This window comes from Nocardia sp. NPDC004604 (assembly GCF_040609795.1).
GTDB lineage: Bacteria > Actinomycetota > Actinomycetes > Mycobacteriales > Mycobacteriaceae > Nocardia.
Window position 1 is genome coordinate 94,323 of sequence record NZ_JBEXLC010000008.1, and the last position, 17,619, is coordinate 111,941.

14 protein-coding genes and 1 riboswitch are annotated in these 17,619 nt (G+C 67.4%); of the genes, 9 read left to right on the forward strand and 5 right to left on the reverse strand.

Annotated elements, in window-relative coordinates:
• Positions 1 to 23 precede the first annotated feature (23 nt).
• The gene (gene lipA, locus ABZW16_RS05850; protein ID WP_354952652.1) at positions 24 to 974 is read right to left on the reverse strand and encodes a lipoyl synthase; all 951 of its coding nucleotides are present in this window, start codon (positions 972 to 974) and stop codon (positions 24 to 26) included.
• A gap of 360 nt (positions 975 to 1,334) precedes the next feature.
• Positions 1,335 to 1,442: riboswitch (glycine riboswitch) on the forward strand.
• Between the two features lie 123 nt (positions 1,443 to 1,565).
• Here lipA and gcvP point away from each other — a divergent pair.
• From gcvP to ABZW16_RS05880, 6 genes are all read left to right on the forward strand, one after another.
• Entirely contained in the window at positions 1,566 to 4,535 is a 2,970-nt protein-coding gene (gene gcvP / locus ABZW16_RS05855) for an aminomethyl-transferring glycine dehydrogenase (RefSeq protein ID WP_354952623.1), read from the forward strand.
• Positions 4,532 to 5,701, forward strand: a complete 1,170-nt coding sequence (gene gcvT, locus ABZW16_RS05860) for a glycine cleavage system aminomethyltransferase GcvT (RefSeq protein WP_354952625.1) — start codon at positions 4,532 to 4,534, stop codon at positions 5,699 to 5,701. Before gcvP ends, gcvT begins: the two co-directional genes overlap by 4 nt.
• A 96-nt stretch (positions 5,702 to 5,797) precedes the next feature.
• Entirely contained in the window at positions 5,798 to 6,202 is a 405-nt protein-coding gene (gene gcvH / locus ABZW16_RS05865; RefSeq protein ID WP_354952626.1) for a glycine cleavage system protein GcvH, read from the forward strand.
• A complete protein-coding gene (gene glyA, locus ABZW16_RS05870; protein ID WP_354952628.1) occupies positions 6,199 to 7,467 on the forward strand; it encodes a serine hydroxymethyltransferase in 1,269 nt (422 codons plus the stop codon). Before gcvH ends, glyA begins: the two co-directional genes overlap by 4 nt.
• An 89-nt stretch (positions 7,468 to 7,556) precedes the next feature.
• Positions 7,557 to 8,939: an L-serine ammonia-lyase gene (locus tag ABZW16_RS05875; protein WP_354952630.1), complete on the forward strand. Its 1,383-nt coding sequence runs from the start codon at positions 7,557 to 7,559 to the stop codon at positions 8,937 to 8,939.
• Between the two features lie 204 nt (positions 8,940 to 9,143).
• On the forward strand, positions 9,144 to 12,203 hold the full coding sequence (locus ABZW16_RS05880) for a protein kinase (RefSeq protein ID WP_354952632.1): 3,060 nt from the start codon (positions 9,144 to 9,146) through the stop codon (positions 12,201 to 12,203).
• A 17-nt stretch (positions 12,204 to 12,220) separates the two neighbouring features.
• On the opposite strand, the gene ABZW16_RS05885 is transcribed toward ABZW16_RS05880, so the two are convergent.
• A complete protein-coding gene (locus ABZW16_RS05885; protein ID WP_354952634.1) occupies positions 12,221 to 12,499 on the reverse strand; it encodes a hypothetical protein in 279 nt (92 codons plus the stop codon).
• A 307-nt stretch (positions 12,500 to 12,806) separates the two neighbouring features.
• Here ABZW16_RS05885 and ABZW16_RS05890 point away from each other — a divergent pair, with 307 nt between their 5' ends.
• Entirely contained in the window at positions 12,807 to 13,775 is a 969-nt protein-coding gene (locus ABZW16_RS05890; RefSeq protein ID WP_354952636.1) for a zinc-dependent alcohol dehydrogenase family protein, read from the forward strand.
• A 253-nt stretch (positions 13,776 to 14,028) separates the two neighbouring features.
• On the opposite strand, the gene speB is transcribed toward ABZW16_RS05890, so the two are convergent.
• From speB to ABZW16_RS05905, 3 genes are all read right to left on the reverse strand, one after another.
• Positions 14,029 to 15,045 (reverse strand): agmatinase, encoded by a 1,017-nt coding sequence (gene speB / locus ABZW16_RS05895; protein WP_354952638.1) that lies wholly within the window; start codon positions 15,043 to 15,045, stop codon positions 14,029 to 14,031.
• Positions 15,046 to 15,290: 245 nt separating this feature from the next.
• Entirely contained in the window at positions 15,291 to 15,656 is a 366-nt protein-coding gene (locus tag ABZW16_RS05900; RefSeq protein ID WP_354952640.1) for a hypothetical protein, read from the reverse strand.
• 206 nt (positions 15,657 to 15,862) lie between these two features.
• Positions 15,863 to 16,096, reverse strand: coding sequence for a hypothetical protein (locus ABZW16_RS05905; protein ID WP_354952641.1), 234 nt, complete (start codon positions 16,094 to 16,096; stop codon positions 15,863 to 15,865).
• A gap of 200 nt (positions 16,097 to 16,296) precedes the next feature.
• Here ABZW16_RS05905 and ABZW16_RS05910 point away from each other — a divergent pair, with 200 nt between their 5' ends.
• A complete protein-coding gene (locus ABZW16_RS05910; protein ID WP_354952643.1) occupies positions 16,297 to 16,575 on the forward strand; it encodes a hypothetical protein in 279 nt (92 codons plus the stop codon).
• 466 nt (positions 16,576 to 17,041) lie between these two features.
• Positions 17,042 to 17,560, forward strand: a complete 519-nt coding sequence (locus tag ABZW16_RS05915) for a DUF4232 domain-containing protein (protein WP_354952645.1) — start codon at positions 17,042 to 17,044, stop codon at positions 17,558 to 17,560.
• Positions 17,561 to 17,619 lie beyond the last annotated feature (59 nt).

Consider the following 17,619-nt stretch of genomic DNA (forward strand, 5'->3'; position numbering starts at 1 on the left):
GTGGCTGAAGGCATTTCGTGGATCTACCGGGAATCGGCGGCGGCCATCGCCTCGGCATGCAGGCGGCCTGCACGGTAGGAGGACCGGACCAGTGGACCCGACATGACGCCGAGGAATCCGATCTCGCGGGCCACCTGCTCGAGGTGCGCGAACTCCTCGGGCTCGGCCCATCGCCGGACGGGATGGTGCCGGGACGACGGACGCAGGTACTGGGTGATCGTGATCAGCTGGCAGCCCGCGTCGTGCAGGTCCCGAAGTGACTGGATCACCTCGTCGGTGGTCTCGCCCAATCCGAGGATGAGGTTCGACTTCGTGATCAGACCGTCCGCCCTGGCCCGGGTGATCACATCGAGCGACCGCTCATAGGTGAAGGCGGGCCGGATCCGGCGAAACACGCGTGGAACGGTCTCGACGTTGTGCGCCAGCACTTCTGGACGGGTGTCGAAGACCTCACACAGTTGTCCGGGATCCGCGTTGAAGTCCGGAATCAACAGTTCTACGCCGGTGCCCGGGCTCTGCTGGCGAATCTGGCGCACCGTTTCGGCATACAGCCAGGAGCCGCCGTCCGGTAGATCGTCGCGAGCGACGCCGGTCACCGTGGCGTACCGGAGGTCCATCGCGCGCACCGACTCGGCGACCCGTCGCGGCTCGTCGAGGTCGAGGTCGGCGGGTTTGCCCGTATCGATCTGGCAGAAGTCGCAACGCCGCGTGCACTGGTCTCCGCCGATGAGGAAGGTCGCCTCGCGGTCCTCCCAGCACTCGAAGATGTTGGGGCACCCCGCCTCCTGGCAGACGGTGTGCAGGTGCTCGCGTTCGACGAGGGCGGCGAGCGCTCGGTACTCGGGTCCGGTGCGCATCCGCACCTTCATCCACGGCGGCTTGCGTTCGACCGGAGTCCGGGCGTTGCGAACCTCGAGCCGAAGCAGTCGACGCCCGTCCGGGGCGAGGGGGGAGGGGTGGGGTGAGGCGCTGATGGGAACTCCTTCGATAGCCGGAGCCGGCGAGAGCTCGCTGGAAGGATCCGGCTGCTGTGCGACGACGCGAAGTCGCCGGGTGATGTCAGACCCGCACGGTCATGGCCGAGCAGCGCTCGCAGGAAGCGGTGTCAGCAGGGGGAAGAGAAGGCAGGCCCTCGATACCTTTGCGGGACTTGGTATCTGGACGCCGAATGCTCGGTGTGTGCGGTCACAGCTGAGCGAGTTCCAGACCGAGGATGCCAAACGCTGATGCGTTTTGGCAAGGGGGATCGGCGGTCGAGTGGTCCCGGGAGGTCGGTGGCAGACAAACCTCGGGGGAGTGTGTACTGTTCTGCAAGTCACAACTGAAGACGCCGATGACGCGCAGCGGGAGAACCTCCGAGTTTCAGACTTCTGAACTCCGAGGCGCCGTAGGAGCAACTTCCTCCCCGGGAATCTCTCAGGCCCCAGTACCGCAGCGCCGAGGCAACTCTGGAGAACAGGAACGGCCGCAGGCCGGTACTTACCGAAGGTGAAGAGCAACGCCGTAGTGCGGCAATGCCCAAACTCTCAGGTTTCAGGACAGAGCGGGGAGGTGCCCCCTAGTCGATGTCCGGTGCGGTCCGGACAGAGCGAAACCGGAGTCACCTCGTGCCAGTTGAAACCCGCATTGCCCCCAATGGTGGGCCCTCTACCAGCGACTTTCCCTCGCGTCATATCGGTCCCGACGCCTCCGCAGCACAGCACATGCTCGATGCACTCGGCTACGAAACGCTCGATGAGCTCATCGACGGCGTGGTGCCGGACCAGATCCGCAGCGAGAAGGCCATGGACCTGCCGGCGGCCCGGAGCGAGCCGCAGGTCCTCGCCGATCTGCGTGCCCTCGCCGACCGCAATCAGACCCGTGTCCAGATGATCGGTCTCGGCTACCACGACACCGTCACACCTGCGGTTTTGCGGCGAAACCTGCTCGAATCGCCGGCCTGGTACACCGCCTACACGCCCTATCAGCCGGAGATCTCCCAGGGGCGGCTCGAGGCGTTGCTGACCTTCCAGACATTGATCGAGGATCTCACCGCGCTCCCCGTGGCCGGGGCCTCCCTGCTGGACGAGGCCACCGCCGTGATGGAGGCCGTGCTGCTCATGCGGCGGGCGAACAAGTCCAAGTCCGCCGCGAACCGGGTGATCGTCGACGCGGACTGCCTGCCGCAGACCCTCGCGGTCGTCCAGGGGCGTGCCAAGTCGGTCGGCATCGAGGTGCTGGTCGCGGATCTCTCCAGTGAATTGCCGGACGGCGACGCATTCGGTGTGGTGTTCCAGGCGCCGGGCGCGAGCGGCGCCGTGCGCGACCTGTCACCGCTGATCGCGGCCGCGGGCGAGCGCGGCGCACTGACCACGGTGGCCGCTGACCTGCTCTCGTTGACGATCTTGACGCCGCCCGGAGAACAGGGCGCCGACATCGCGGTCGGATCCGCGCAGCGCTTCGGCGTGCCACTGTTCTTCGGCGGCCCACACGCCGGCTACATGGCCGTGCGCACCGGGCTCGAGCGAATGCTCCCGGGCCGCCTGGTCGGGGTCTCCGTCGACGTCGACGGACAGCCCGCCTACCGGCTCGCGCTGCAGACCCGCGAACAGCACATCCGCCGCGACAAGGCGACCAGCAACATCTGCACCGCGCAGGCACTGCTCGCCAACGTGGCCGCCATGTACGCGGCCTACCACGGTCCGGAGGGTCTGCGCATCATCGCAACCCGCGTCCACCGCCATGCCGTGACGATTGCCGAGAGCCTGCGGGCGGCCGGCCACCAGATCGTGCACGACCGCTTCTTCGACACCGTGCAGGTCCGGGTGCCGGGTCAGGCAAGGGAGTTCGTCGCCAACGCCGATCGCTACGGCATCAACTTGCGCCTGGCGGACGACGACCACGTCGGCATCTCCTGCAACGAGTGCACCACCGACGACGTGGTACGTCGCGTCGTGGCCGCCTTCGGCGCGATGGTGACGGCAACGCCGACCACGGTCGCCGGGCTGCCGACCGAGCTCGAACGCACCTCGAAGTTCTTGCAGCACCCCGTATTCCACGAGCACCGTTCGGAAACCGCGATGCTGCGGTTCCTTCGAAAGCTCTCGGACAAGGATCTCGCCCTGGACCGCACCATGATCCCGCTGGGGTCGTGCACGATGAAGCTGAACTCCGCGGTGGAGATGGAGCCCATCAGCTGGCCCGGATTCGCCGGCATCCACCCCTACGCGCCCTCCGAGCAGACCGGCGGGTACCTGGAGCTGATCGACGACCTCGAGCGGTGGCTCGGGGAGATCACCGGATACGATCGAGTCTCGTTGCAGCCCAACGCCGGATCTCAGGGCGAGCTGGCCGGACTATTGGCGATCCACAGATACCACGAGTCCCGCGGCGAGAGCGGCCGCAACATCTGTCTCATCCCGCAATCCGCACACGGAACGAACGCTGCCTCGGCGGTCCTGGCCGGGATGCAGGTGGTCGTGGTGGCCACCGCGGCCAACGGCAACATCGACATCGACGATCTGCGCACCAAGATTGTGGTCCACGAGGGCAAGGTCGCCGCGATCATGCTCACCTACCCGTCCACTCACGGCGTATACGAGAACGACGTGCGCACGGTATGCGACCTGGTGCACCAGGCCGGCGGTCAGGTGTACATCGACGGCGCGAACCTCAACGCGCTGGTCGGCCTGGCCCAGCCGGGCAAATTCGGTGGCGACGTCTCACATCTGAACCTGCACAAGACCTTCTGCATCCCGCACGGCGGCGGCGGACCCGGCGTCGGACCGGTCGCGGTGCGCGAGCATCTCGCCCCGTTCCTGCCCGGGGACCCACTCGGCGGGGGCGACGGAGGAGCGCCGGTCTCGGCCGCGAACTACGGCTCGGCCGGTATCCTGCCGATCACCTGGGCATACCTCGCGCTGATGGGCCCGGACGGCCTGACCAGCGCCACCAAGACCGCGGTGCTGGCGGCCAACTACGTCGCGAAGTCGCTCGACGCGCATTTCCCGGTGCTCTACACCGGACCGTCGGGTCTGGTGGCGCACGAGTGCATCCTCGACCTGCGCGCCATCACCAAGGAGACGGGTGTCACCGCCGAGGACGTGGCAAAGCGACTGATCGACTACGGATTCCACGCGCCGACCCTGTCCTTCCCGGTGACCGGCACCCTGATGGTCGAACCGACGGAGTCGGAGGATCTGGCCGAGCTGGACCGGTTCATCGAGGCGATGATCGCGATCCGGCAGGAGATCGACCTGGTCAGCGACGGGGTGTGGCCGCTGGAGCGCAGCCCACTGCGTCAGGCGCCGCACACTGCGGAGCAGGTCACTGCCGATGAGTGGACGCTGCCCTACCCCCGCCACACGGCCGCCTTCCCCGTCGCCTCCCTGCGCGCCGCGAAGTACTGGCCACCGGTACGTCGGATCGACGGGGTACACGGGGACCGCAACCTCGTCTGCTCCTGCCCGGCGCCCGAGGCCTTTGAAACCCCGACCAACCACAACGACACCGGCACCTCGGCGAAGGCCGACATCCGCGAGGAGGCTTTCGCATGAGCAAGCGTAGCGAGCGAGCATCCGACACAGCCACCGGCTCGAGCACCGTTTCGTCCGTCTCGACATCCCCCGTATCTCCGCTGCTCGAAGAGCACGCCGACCTCGAAGCAAGCTTCACCGACTTCGCCGGCTGGCAGATGCCACTCAAGTACGGCAGCGAGCTCAGCGAGCATCGGGCCGTGCGCAGCACTGCCGGGCTCTTCGACCTTTCGCACATGGGCGAGATCGCGATCACCGGCTCCGCCGCCGGTGCGCTGCTCGACTACGCGCTTGTCGGCGAACTCTCCAAGATCGGCATCGGGCGGGCGAAGTACTCGCTGCTGTGCAACGCCGACGGCGGCGTGATCGACGACCTGGTCGTCTACCGGCTCGCCCACGAGCACTTCCTGGTCGTGGCCAACGCGTCCAACGCACCGACCGTGGCACGTGAACTCGTCTCGCGCGCCGAGGGATTCGATGCCGAGGTCGACGACCAGTCGGCGCAGACCGCGCTGATCGCCGTGCAGGGTCCGGCCGCCCAGGACATCGTGCAGGCACTGGTGCCGGACGAGCAGGTCGCAGTCGTAACGGAGCTGAAGTACTACGCGGTCACCCCCGCGTCGGTCGCCGGCATCGACGTGCTGCTCGCCCGCACCGGGTACACCGGCGAGGACGGCTTCGAGCTGTACGTGCCCAACGAGCAGGCGGTGCAGCTGTGGCGGGCAGTGCTCGACGCGACCGCGGACCGTGGCGGTGCCCCGGCCGGTCTCGCCTGCCGCGACACCCTGCGACTCGAGGCGGGCATGGCGCTTTATGGTCACGAGCTGACCCTGGACACCAACCCCTACGAGGCCGGACTCGGCAAGGTGGTCCGGTTGGGCAAGGAATTCGTGGGACGCGATGCGCTGCAGGAACTCTCGGAGCGGCCCATCGAGCGGGTGCTGGTGGGACTGAAGGGCACCAGCCGACGAGCGGCCCGCGCCGACTACACCGTGTACGACGCGGCGGGCGAGACGGCAGTCGGTGTAGTCACCTCTGGTGCGCTCTCGCCGACGCTCGGCTACCCGGTCGCGCTCGCCTTCGTGGATGCGGCTCTACAGGAGTCCGGGACGGAACTGACCGTCGACGTCCGCGGCAAGAAGGAACCCTTCATAGTCACTCCCTCGCCCTTCTATCGCCGCTCCTGAAGCCGGAGCGCTCGAACACTTCGCGCTCGAACACGCAGCGCCCGAACACCATTGACCTACCCAGTCACCAACAAGAACCCTCGAGAAGGTACAAGCATGTCCTCATCCGATCTGCCCGACGACCGCAGCTACACCGACGACCACGAGTGGGTGGCCATCGAACCTGGAGCCGAGCTCCCCGACTATCCCGTCCGAGTCGGCATCACCTCGATCGCCGTCAACTCGCTCGGCGAACTTGTCTTCGTGGACCTGCCCGAGGTCGGCGCCACGATAGTCGCCGGCGAGAGCTGCGGTGAGGTCGAGTCCACCAAGACCGTCTCCGAGCTGTACCCGCCGGTCAGCGGCCGTGTGACCCTGGTCAACAGCGCCGTTGTCGACGACCCGAGTCTGGTCACCTCCGACCCCTACGGGGAGGGTTGGCTGTTCGCCGTGCAGCCCTCCGCCGCCGGTGACCTGCTGACCGCCGCCCAGTACGCGGAGAAGAACGGAGTCGTGGCATGAGCGTCCTGGACCAGACCCTCGTGGATTTCGATCCTGAAGTCGCCGCCCTGATCGGTAGGGAACTCGAGCGTCAGCGCACCGGACTCGAGATGATCGCCTCCGAGAACCACGCTCCGATCGCCGTCATGCAGGCGCAGGGTTCGGTGCTGACCAACAAGTATGCCGAGGGCTACCCGGGGCGCCGGTACTACGGCGGGTGCGAGCACGTCGACGGGATCGAGCAGCTCGCCATCGAGCGAATCAAGGCGCTCTTCGGCGCGAAGTTCGCCAACGTGCAGCCGCACTCCGGAGCCACGGCGAACGCGTCGGTGATGCACGCGCTGATAAAGCCGGGCGACACCATCCTCGGCCTGTCCCTCGCCGACGGTGGACACCTCACGCACGGCATGCGGCTGAACTTCTCCGGGAAGCTGTACAACGTTGCGGCGTACGGGGTCTCGGAGAGCGACTACCTCATCGACATGGACGAGGTGGCCCGGGCGGCACGCGAGCACAAGCCGCAGCTGATCATCGCCGGCTGGTCGGCCTACCCCCGGCATCTGGACTTCGCCCGCTTCCGCGAGATCGCGGACGAGGTCGGCGCCTACCTGATGGTGGACATGGCCCACTTCGCCGGGCTCGTCGCGGCCGGGCTGCACCCGTCACCGGTCCCGCACGCGCACGTGGTCACCTCGACGACCCACAAGACGCTCGGCGGACCGCGCGGCGGCATCATCCTCACCAACGAGGCCGACATCGCGAAGAAGATCAACTCGGCGGTGTTCCCCGGCCAGCAGGGTGGGCCGCTCGAGCACGTCATCGCAGGCAAGGCAACCGCGTTCAAGATGGCGGCCCAGCCCGAGTTCGCCGAGCGGCAGCAGCGTTGCCTCGACGGCGCCGAGCTCCTAGCGGAGCGGTTGAGTCGACCGGACGTGAAGGGCGCTGGCATCTCCGTGCTGACCGGCGGGACCGACGTGCACCTGGTTCTGGTCGACCTGCGGGACGCACAGATCGACGGCCAGCAGGCGGAGGATCGCCTCGACGCGATCGGAATCACGGTCAATCGCAACGCGGTACCGTTCGATCCGCGTCCGCCGATGGTGACCTCGGGGCTGCGAATCGGCACGCCGGCCCTGGCTGCCAGGGGTTTCGACGCCGGGGACTTCGAGAAGGTCGCCGACCTCATCGCCCAGGCGTTGATCGCGGCGCCGGAGGCGGACGTCTCGGCGCTGGCGACCGACGTGCGCACACTCGCCGACAAGTACCCCCTCTACCCGGAGCTGTAGCGCATGGCTGCGCTGTCCGTCGCGGCCCTTACATCCGCTCCTCGCTGCGCTGCGGCACCCGCTGTGATGATCCGGAAGGACCTCGACTCATGACCATCAGCGTGTTCGACCTCTTCACGGTCGGCATCGGTCCGTCCAGTTCACACACCGTCGGCCCGATGCGGGCGGGCGGGAGGTTCGCCGAGGCCCTCGCTTCCCTCGGTGTGCTCGATGCCGTCGCCCGTGTCCGCGTCGACCTCTACGGATCGCTCGCGGCCACCGGCGCCGGCCACGGCACCTTCTCCGCGATCCTGCTCGGGCTGGAGGGGTACCGGCCGGAGACCATCGAGACACGGGAGAAGGACCGTCGCCTCGCGACGTTGCGGGAGACCCGTCGGATCATGCTGGGCGGCGTCCGGGAGATCGATCTCGCCGAAGACGAGATCGTGCTGCATCCGTTGACCGTTCGGGAATTTCATCCGAACGCGATGACCGTCGCCGCGGCCGACGACGGCGGGCAGGAAGTGCTGCGGGAAACCTACTACTCCATCGGCGGCGGCTTCGTGGTCACCGAGTTCGAGACGGAGGCGCCGGCGCAGGCGAACCCGTCGGCGCTCTCGTTCGGTTCCGCGAAGGAGTTGCTGGAGATCACCGAGCGCCACGGGATCTCGATCGGCGACGTGATGCTCGAGCACGAATGTGCGGCCCGGCCCGAGTCCGAGGTGCGCACCCGGTTGCTGCACATCAGGGATGTGCTGGTGGAGTGCTTCGAGCTGGGTATTTCGCGGGTGGGTTACCTGCCGGGTGGACTGCGCGTCCGGCGTCGGGCCCGCGACTGGTACGAACGTCTACGTCGCGAGGATCCCAACCGGGACCCCGCCTTTGCCGAGGACTGGGTCAATCTGGTGGCCCTGGCGGTCAACGAGGAGAACGCCTCCGGGGGGCGGATCGTCACCGCCCCCACAAACGGTGCGGCCGGGATCATTCCTGCGGTGTTGCACTACGCCACCCACTACACGCCCATGGGCAAGTCCGATCCGGACGGCACGGCTATCCGTTTCCTGCTGACGGCGGGTGCGGTCGGGTCCCTCTACAAGGAGCGCGCCTCGATTTCGGGCGCCGAGGTCGGGTGCCAGGGTGAGGTTGGGTCCGCCGCCTCGATGGCGGCGGCGGGGCTCGCGGAGATCCTCGGTGGCACGCCGGCGCAGGTAGAGAATGCCGCGGAGATCGCCATGGAGCACAGCCTGGGCCTGACGTGCGACCCCATCGGCGGGCTCGTCCAGATCCCGTGCATCGAACGGAACGCGATCTCGGCGGGCAAGGCCATAAATGCCGCCCGAATGGCGTTGCGCGGGGACGGAACTCATCATGTCAGCCTCGACCAGGTGATCGAGACGATGCGCGCGACCGGGCTGGACATGAGCTCGAAGTACAAGGAGACGTCGATGGGTGGGCTCGCCGTCAACGTCTCGGTCAACGTCGTCGAATGCTGATCGCGGGCGCCCTCGGCATCGCGTGGGCGCTGCTGCGGCGCCGGCCCGCTCATCTGGCACGCGAGGCCGAGTTCCGGGCCGACCTCGATGCGGCAAAACAGGATTGACGCAGACGCGCCGAGCGCCTGTCCGGGACGCAGCCCGCGGGTAGTCTGGACAACACTCAGCAGGCAGTGACACAGGTGTTCGAGGAGAGAGCGTGCCGTGGCTGATGCGGATCCACCGGCGACCCAGGCGGACCTCGCCGGATTCGATCCGATCGAGGCAGTTGCCGCTGAACTGAGCGCGGCCGGATTCGAGGATTCGCATGAGGTCGGGCGCGGCGGCTTCGGCGTCGTGCTTCGGTGCCGGCAGGGTGCCCTCGGCCGAACGGTCGCGGTCAAGGTGCTCTCGGCCTCCCTCGACCGCGAGAATCGAGAACGCTTCCTGCGCGAGGAATACGCGATGGGCACGCTCTCCGGGCACCCGAATATCGTCGCGGTCTACGAGGTGGGGGTCACGGCCGGCGGCCGGCCCTTTATCGTGATGCCGTTCTGCGGCGCAGGCTCGCTGGAGGCGAGAATCCAGCGACAGGGGCCGCTGACCTGGTCGGAGGCCCTGCATGTCGGCGTAAAGCTGGCCGGCGCCCTCGAGACGGCCCACGGTGCGGGGATTCTGCACCGGGACGTGAAGCCGGCGAACGTCCTGCTGACCGACTACGGCGAGCCGCAGCTCACCGACTTCGGCATCGCCCGCACCACCGGTGGTTTCGAGACCACCGCCCGTACCGTGACCGGCACTCTGGCGTTTACCCCCCCCGAGGTGCTCGAGGGTGGGCCGCCGAGCGTCGAGTCCGACGTCTACGCGCTCGGTGCCACACTGTTCTGCCTCGTCTCCGGTCATGCCGCCTTCGAACGACGCAAGGGGGAGCAGGCTGTCGCACAGTTCCTGCGGATCGTCGCGAATCACCTCCCCGATCTGCGCCAGCAGGGAGTGCCCGGGATCACGTGCGAGCTGATCGAAACCGCGATGGCGCGCGACCCGGTCGATCGCCCGCACACCGCGGCGGAGTTCGGAAACCTGGTGCGCGAGGTCGAGCTGCGCAGCGGCCTGCCGATCGACGAGATGGCCCTGCCCGGCACGACGGGATCGCGGGACACGTCCGCGCCGAGGGCCGCGCGGGAGCGCTCCCCGTCCGGCTGGACCGCGCGACCTCCGCGCTTGCCGCTGCAGTTGACCAGCTTTGTCGGACGGCGGGCCGCACTTGCCGATGTCGGCGCACTGTTGACGACGGCGCGTCTGGTCACGCTCACCGGCCCGGGCGGGGTGGGGAAGACTCGGCTCGCGTTGGAGGCGGCGGCGGCGTCACCGTTGCATGCGAACACCTGGCTCGTCGAGTTGGGAACCGTGCTCGAACCGGAACTGCTCATCGACAAGATCGCCGACGACCTGCGGCTCGGCGACGAACCGACCGGCGGGCGCAACCCGATCCGGGCCCTGGTCGACCGACTCTCGGACGCGTGGGGCGATCGCGACGCCCTGATCGTGCTGGACAGCTGCGAGCACCTGGTCGAGTCGTGTGGCCCGCTGGTCGAGGAGTTGCTGCAGTCGATCGGCGGATTGCGCGTGCTGGTGACCAGTCAACGGGTTCTGGGCGTCAATGGTGAACATGTCTATCCGGTCATGCCGCTCTCGCTGCCCGATCCGGCCGCCGATGAAGAGGAGGGGGCCGAATCCGAGGCGATCGCCCTGTTCGCGGAGCGCGCGCGGGCGGCCGAACCGGATTTCGCGCTGACCGACGACAACCGGGTCGCGGTGGCCCGGTTGTGCGAGCAACTCGACGGGATACCGCTGGCCATCGAGTTGGCGGCCGCCCGGCTGCGCGCGTACGGACTGGAGGAGATGCTGGCGATGCTCGCCGACCGGTTCCGGATGTTCGCGGCCACCGGCCGGCCTGTTCCGCGGCACGGCTCGCTGCAGGCGCTGGTGGAATGGAGCTACGACCTGCTCACCGCCCAGGAACGCGACGTGTGGGCCATGATATCGATATTCACCGGACGTTTCACCGCTGCGGCTGCGGCAGAGGTCTGCGCGGGCCCCGGATACCTGGAACGGGATGTCCGGTTGATTCTGGCGTCGCTGGTGGACAAGTCGATGTTGTTGTCCGGCACCGTCAGTGGTGCCCGTCGCTACTGGATGCTGGTGACGCTGCGCGACTTCGGGCGCGAGCGCCTGGCCGAGACCGATCTGCGGCCGGCGTGCGTGCAACGATTCGTCGCCCGGTATCGGCGCCTGGCCGCGGAGTTCCGGCGGGGGTGGTTCGGCCCCGGTCAGCAGGCGGTGTACGACGCGGTCCACGACGAGCGGGAGAACTTCCGCGCGGCCCTTTCGTACAGCCGCAGCGACGGGCAGCTGTCCCTGGCTGGTATCGAGATCGTGACGTCGCTGCACTTCTATTGGCTGGCCAGCTGCAGCCTGTCGGAGGCGCGGCGCTGGTTGTCGGCGGCGCTCGAGTCCACCTCGATGGACGAGGCGAATCGATCACGGGCACAGTGGAGTTCGTCGGTTGTGGTGATGCTGCAGGGTGACCGGACGACGGCGCTCGATCGGGCCACTCGGGCGCGCGAGCTCGCGATCGCCCGCGGCGATCACAGCGACCAGGGTTACGCCGCGGCAGCGCTGGGATTCGCCGCGGTCTGTGGTGGCGAACTCGAGCAAGCCCGGGTGCACTACCAGGAGGCGGTGCAGCGCCAACGCGACTCCGGCGACGCCGAGGGGCTCGCGGTCGCCATTGCCGGGCTGCTCACCGGTCTGCCGCCGGGCGGCGACACCCACGGTGCCCAGCTCTGGCGTGAGGCGGAGGCGCTGTGCACGGCGGCCGGCGACAAGTGGACCCTCGCGTACCTCACCTTCGTGCGTGGATACGATGCCTTCCTTGCGGGGGACCTCTCGGGTGCCATCGACCGTCAACGCGAGTGTCTGCGGCTCGCAAGGGGATTCGGTGATCGGATCCTGTACGCCTGGGTGTTCGAGGTGATGTCCTGGATTGCGGTCCAGCGCGGCGACGCCGAACTGGCCGCGCGGATGCAGGGGGCCGCGGCCGCCAGTTGGGCGTCGGGGGAGACGTCGATGCTCGGCTACGGCGGTATGCGCGAAGGACATGACGAGACCAGCGCTCGTATCCGCGCCGAACTGGGGGAGTCGTCGTCCGATCGGCTGCTGCGTCGGGGCAGTCGGACGTCCCTGCAGAAGAGCATTTCCGTTGCTCTCGGGGAGCGGGACTGAGGTTCCGCTCGCCCCGATCAGCGGAGGACGTATTCGCCTGGACAGCAGAATATTACGGGCTGGCGGTGGAACAGATGCGCCGCGAGGGGCGGCGCATCGATGATGAGGTGCTCGCGCACGTGTCGCCCGCGCACATCGAGCGACAGGCCCTCGGCCCGAACGCGGAGAGGGAGCTCGTTGGCCGGCCTGTCCCCAGGCTGTCCGATCGCGGCTGCGACGTCGACGGCCACCGGGAGGGGCGGATCGACGATCCTCCTGGGCTCCGGGGTGAACTCAACCGGCCATTCTTCGAACACACTTTCGATCGTATGGGATAGAGTGGGGTCACGGCGCCAGCGCGGGGAGGGAAGCTCCGCACTGGCGCCGATCGCCTTCTAGCTGGCCTTTTGCGCCGCTGCTCGCCGGTAGAGGCTGAGCACGAGCACCAGGTTGACCAGGGACAGTGCCAGTGAGATCCACTCCTCCTTGTCGGTGGGTGGTGGATATACTTTCGGAGGGAAGGTGGACGCGGCTGGTTTGACGCGCCCACCGGGTGTTGCTTCCTCCTAGCTCGGTAGGCAGCCGCTCACGCAGCGGCCCCACCTTCGATGGAGAGGAATTAATATGCGCGCCATCCAGATTGAACAGTTCGGCGACCCCGCGCAGGTGCTCCGCGTCGTCGAAATCGAGGAGCCGCCGCCACCGGGTCCGCATGAGGTTCTGTTGAGCGTTGAGGTCTCGCCGTTGAACAAACACGACCTACTGGTTGTCACCGGCATGCTGGCGCGACCTCCCCTGCCCCACATACCAGGCGCAGAGGGGGTCGCCCGCGTGCTTGCCGCTGGCGCCGAGGTCGATGGACTTCAAGTCGGCGATCTGGTCGTGATACCCCTGTATGCCGGTGCGTGGCGCGAGCGGCTCGTCGTGCCCGCCGACGGCCTGTTCGCACTCCCCGCCGGCGGCAACATCGAGCAGTACTCGATGCTGGGCAGCAACCCCCCGACGGCAGGGTTGATGCTCAGTGAATGCACCCCCCTGCAGCCCGGTGACTGGGTGGTTCAGAACGCCGCGAACTCCGGTGTGGGGCGGTCATTGATCGGGCTAGCCAAACTTCGTGGACTGAAGACGATCAACCTGGCCCGTGACGACGCAACGTTCGCCGAGCTCACAAAGGCCGGGGCCGACGTGGTCCACGTCGACGACCCCGATGCGGTCGGCGATGTTCGAGCAGTGATCGGCGACGCGCGAGTGGCGCTGGCAGTGGAAGCCGTCGGTGGTCCGGGGGTGGCGCGGCTGCTCGAATTGCTGTCCGACGGTGGATGTTTGGTCAGCTATTCCTGGGCCCGGAACGAACCCATGTGGGTCGACACCTCGACACTGGTCGGCAAGCACCTCACCGTCCGCGGATTCTTTATCGGCGACTTCGACTACCGCGACAAGGTGGTGCCTGTCATTCGTGAGGCGGCACCGCTGGTGGCCGACGGCGCCCTCGTTGTCCCCGTGGCGGGCGTGTACCCCCTCGAGCATATCCAGGACGCGGTGCAACATCTCCTCCGTGGCGGCAAGATCCTGCTGAAAGTGGCGGGGCAATGAAGGCGACGAGCCCGCGACCCTCGGCACGGTGCGTTGACAAGATGTTTACGTGACCAACCGACTTGACGCCCGGCATCGCGCGGAACAGGCCGACCGCATTGCGGCGACCGGCGCGACATGGCAGGAGATCGCCGACCAGTTGGGGTCCCGGTAGTAATCGAGCCCTCCGGGTGCGGCGAAGGTTCTTTCGCCGCCCCCGGAGGGCTTCGTCCTGGCCCGGGGACGGATCACCACGTCCCCGGGTGGTCTTCGGCTATCTCGAGCGCGCGGACTCCTCGAGTGACTCGGCGGCGGCGGAGAGGGCCTTCGCGGCCGAACCGGACACCATCAGCGAGACCAGGTCGAACACCAGCGTCGCGGCTGCAACGCAGGTTATTTCGGCGTGGTCGTAGGCGGGGGCGACCTCGACGACATCGGCGCCGATGATGTTCAGACCGGTCAACTGGCGCAGCATCCGCAGTAGTTCGCGCGAGGTGAGCCCGCCGGCCTCGGGTGTGCCGGTGCCCGGTGCGAACGCCGGGTCGAGCACGTCGATGTCGATGGAGACGTACACCGGGACGTCACCGATGCGCCGGCGCACGACGTCGACGGCTGCCTCAATGCCGATGACGTCCAGGTCGCCGGCCCGGATGATCCGGAATCCCATCCGCGCGTCGTCGTTCAGGTCCGCCTGGTCGTAGATCGGGCCGCGGATACCGACGTGAATGGAGTGATCCTCGACGAGCAGCCCTTCCTCGAACGCCCGGCGGAAGATCGTCCCGTGGGTTACCGGCTGGTTGAAGTAGGTGTCCCACGTGTCGAGGTGGGCGTCGAAGTGCAGCAGGGCGACCGGGCCGTGCTTGGCGTGCAGCGCACGAAGATTCGGCAGGGCAATGGTGTGGTCGCCACCGATCGAGACGATCTTGCGGTCCCCACCACGGAGGATCTCGCTGGCATGGTCTTCGATCTGTTTGCAGGCCGCGGCGATGTCGTACGGGGTGACCGTGATGTCGCCGGCGTCGACGACCTGGACCTCTTCGAGCGGCGCGAGACCGAGTTCGACGTGGTAGCCAGGGCGCAGTGCCCGGGCGGCCTGTCGGACGGCGAGCGGGCCGAACCGGGCGCCGGGCCGGTACGAGGTGCCCCCGTCGAACGGCACTCCGAGGATGGCGATGTCGTAGTCGTGCACCTCGTGGATGTCGGCGATGCGGGCGAAGGTGCTCTTCCCCGCATAGCGGGGAACCTCGGTGGCGGGGACGGCGCCGATCAGGCGATTCTTGGACTGGTTCATTGTTCTTCTCACTCCGGTATCAGGGCTGGCAGCGGATGCTGGCGGGTCGAGGGTGGGTGCGATTCAGGCGGTGCGAACCGTGGCAGGGACCGGCAGCGGCGCGACCGCGGGATCTGACTGGTGGCGGTCTCGCTGAGCGAGGCCCCACGGGTTTCCGACGCCATGAAGATCGAGACGAGGAGCCCGACCGCGGTGACGATCGCGCCGATCACCAGGGCACCGCTCGCGCCGAAGCTGCCCCTATCTCAGTGCTGAGGCGAGTTGCCCCGCATCAGTTTTCGTGCCGGACCGAACCGGGCTGTCTGGTCAATGTGGTGGCGATCCGCATCGGCCGTGACGTCGGCATGGCGCTCGACAACCCGTATGAGTTCGTCGAACCCCATTCGTGTCGGCAGGACAAGTCGCGACAGGTCGAGGTCGCCGATGCCCAGTACCTGCCTGATCCTCGCCAAGACCACGCATCCCGACGAGCAACGCAGATGCAGGGTGAGGCCGTTCATCGCCTCCGCCGATGTCAGGTGGCCGGGATCGGCGTAGCAATCACCGATATTGGTGTTCACATGGGTCAACAGCGCGGGATCGAGGTAGCCGGGCCGCAGTTCGTTCCCCATCGCGCTTCACCTCACCAGGTCCAACGCGATGTGCGCCCTGGATTCAATGCTTCCGGTATCTCCCACCGTGTGCACCCTTCTGTCTCGAATAGTCGTCATGGCCTGAAAAGAGGTCTGCGTGCCGCGCTGATGGGCTACACCTTCGGTCGCGACGTGGCCGCGACGATCGTCAGCTCGGCGACGAGTTCCAGCGGCGGCCGTTGCTTTCATTCGTCCTCGCAGGTACTGGCATCGGGTTGGGGAGTGTGGTCCGGCAGGTAAAGTTGTTGGCACAGAAGCGGTCTCATATCCGCCGTCAGGAGGTCGTCGACTGTGATGGCGGACGCCAGGACCTGCCGTCGCATATCGGCGGCGAACTCCTTCGCCACGCACTCCTCTGCGCGGTAGTGCAGGATCGGTAGTCCTTCGACATCGAAATCGACGGCCGCATGCCGCTCCATGGCAATCACCGTTGACTCTCACAGGGCACGAATCGGACCCCGGCCCGCGGCACCGGTTGACGAGGCCAATGGCTAGGCGGCTTCAACGTCCACACCTCGGCAAGCTCGACACGTCGGAACTGACCGCGAAGCGAGCGCCGCGAAGAAGATCTCCGCCGAGACGTTGGGGATGAACGCAGGCAGGGCGAGCGCGACCACGATTGCTCGAGAACGATCCGATCAGCAGCTTGCGGCGGCCGATCCGCTCCACCAGCCACCGGCCGCGGATGCCGCCGACGACGATGCCGATCAGGCTCGCCACGCCGACCGTGCCGATCCCGGTTGGCACTCAGACCCATCGCGCGCTCGAGGGTGATCAGCGCGACGCCGATGATGGAAAGCGCAAAGCCGCCGATGAACGGCCCGCCGGACGAGGAGCGGGTCAGCTTCTTGTGGAACTTCGTGAGCGGCGCATCGTCGATGAGGGGGCCGGTACTTGACATATGGTGCTCCTGGATCAGGGCGGAGGCTTGGCGTCCGATGGATGCAAGCTCCGCCCCAGGATCACCCATCCGGGCGTGCCCTGACGAGTAGCCAACGCGCAAATCCGGTGCGCATGCTTTGAGCGATCGCACAACACATGTTGGTCGTGGAATGAGGCAGATTGCGAGAATGGCAATCTCTGTCGTCGGGCTAGTGGCGATCCCGCACCTGCGGCTCGACGTGTATTCCGGTGCCGACGCAGCTATGCATTGTCGCCGGAGGCCGTCGCCTACCCGACTGGTTCCCTTTGCCCGGGCATGCAGCAGCCTCCATCCCTGTCACGGATCGAAACTGCCCTGAAACTGTGGCGGTGCAAGTAGATTCGAGCGCTGTGGTGGACGAGTCCCTCGAGCGCAACCCCACCCGTTCGGACGAAATATCTGTTCAAATAGCCCGGTGGTATATCGCATTTCGAAAGGAACCATGACGTCAACCAAGTGGCGGGTCGCCGGAACGGCCGGCGCCGTAATGGCATCCCTGGCGGCGGTGATGATCCCGACGGCGACCAGCTCGGCCGCGCCGGCGCCATGTGCCGCGGAGACGCTGAACCTGAGCACCCGCGAGCGGCCGTCCGACTCGCCCGGCCAGAGTCGGCTGGAGGTCGTCATGACCAACACCTCCACGCAAAGCTGTTCGGTGCAAGGATTCCCGGGCATCGACCTGGTAGGCCCGGAGGATCCGACCTTCGGGCCGACCTACCAGCTACCCCGCCAGGCCGCGGATCCCGCACCACTGACGGTGGAACCGGGCGCCGCGGTGAGCAGCGTGCTCACCTACCTGCCGGGAAGCCGGGACGGCTGGGTCCCGGCGACGATCGTCGTCACCCCGCCGGATACCACCACCCAACTGCAGGCGCCGTGGCCAGCGGGCGTGAGCGTGCAGCGCCAGGACGGCGCCACCCACCCGGGCACCTATATCGGACCGCTGCAACCCGCGTCCTGAATCACCCGTTCCACCGCCGCGCCGACCCCGGTCGGCACTGCATTTACCAATTGAGGTGT

Bases quoted from the DNA above. Each gene is read 5' to 3' on its own strand.
- gcvP (WP_354952623.1), top strand. From the start codon at position 1,566: ATGTCCGGTGCGGTCCGGACAGAGCGAAACCGGAGTCACCTCGTGCCA.
- gcvT (WP_354952625.1), top strand. From the start codon at position 4,532: ATGAGCAAGCGTAGCGAGCGAGCATCCGACACAGCCACCGGCTCGAGC.
- gcvH (WP_354952626.1), top strand. From the start codon at position 5,798: ATGTCCTCATCCGATCTGCCCGACGACCGCAGCTACACCGACGACCAC.
- glyA (WP_354952628.1), top strand. From the start codon at position 6,199: ATGAGCGTCCTGGACCAGACCCTCGTGGATTTCGATCCTGAAGTCGCC.
- ABZW16_RS05875 (WP_354952630.1), top strand. From the start codon at position 7,557: ATGACCATCAGCGTGTTCGACCTCTTCACGGTCGGCATCGGTCCGTCC.
- ABZW16_RS05890 (WP_354952636.1), top strand. From the start codon at position 12,807: ATGCGCGCCATCCAGATTGAACAGTTCGGCGACCCCGCGCAGGTGCTC.
- speB (WP_354952638.1), bottom strand. From the start codon at position 15,045: ATGAACCAGTCCAAGAATCGCCTGATCGGCGCCGTCCCCGCCACCGAG.
- ABZW16_RS05900 (WP_354952640.1), bottom strand. From the start codon at position 15,656: ATGGGGAACGAACTGCGGCCCGGCTACCTCGATCCCGCGCTGTTGACC.
- ABZW16_RS05905 (WP_354952641.1), bottom strand. From the start codon at position 16,096: ATGGAGCGGCATGCGGCCGTCGATTTCGATGTCGAAGGACTACCGATC.
- ABZW16_RS05915 (WP_354952645.1), top strand. From the start codon at position 17,042: ATGACGTCAACCAAGTGGCGGGTCGCCGGAACGGCCGGCGCCGTAATG.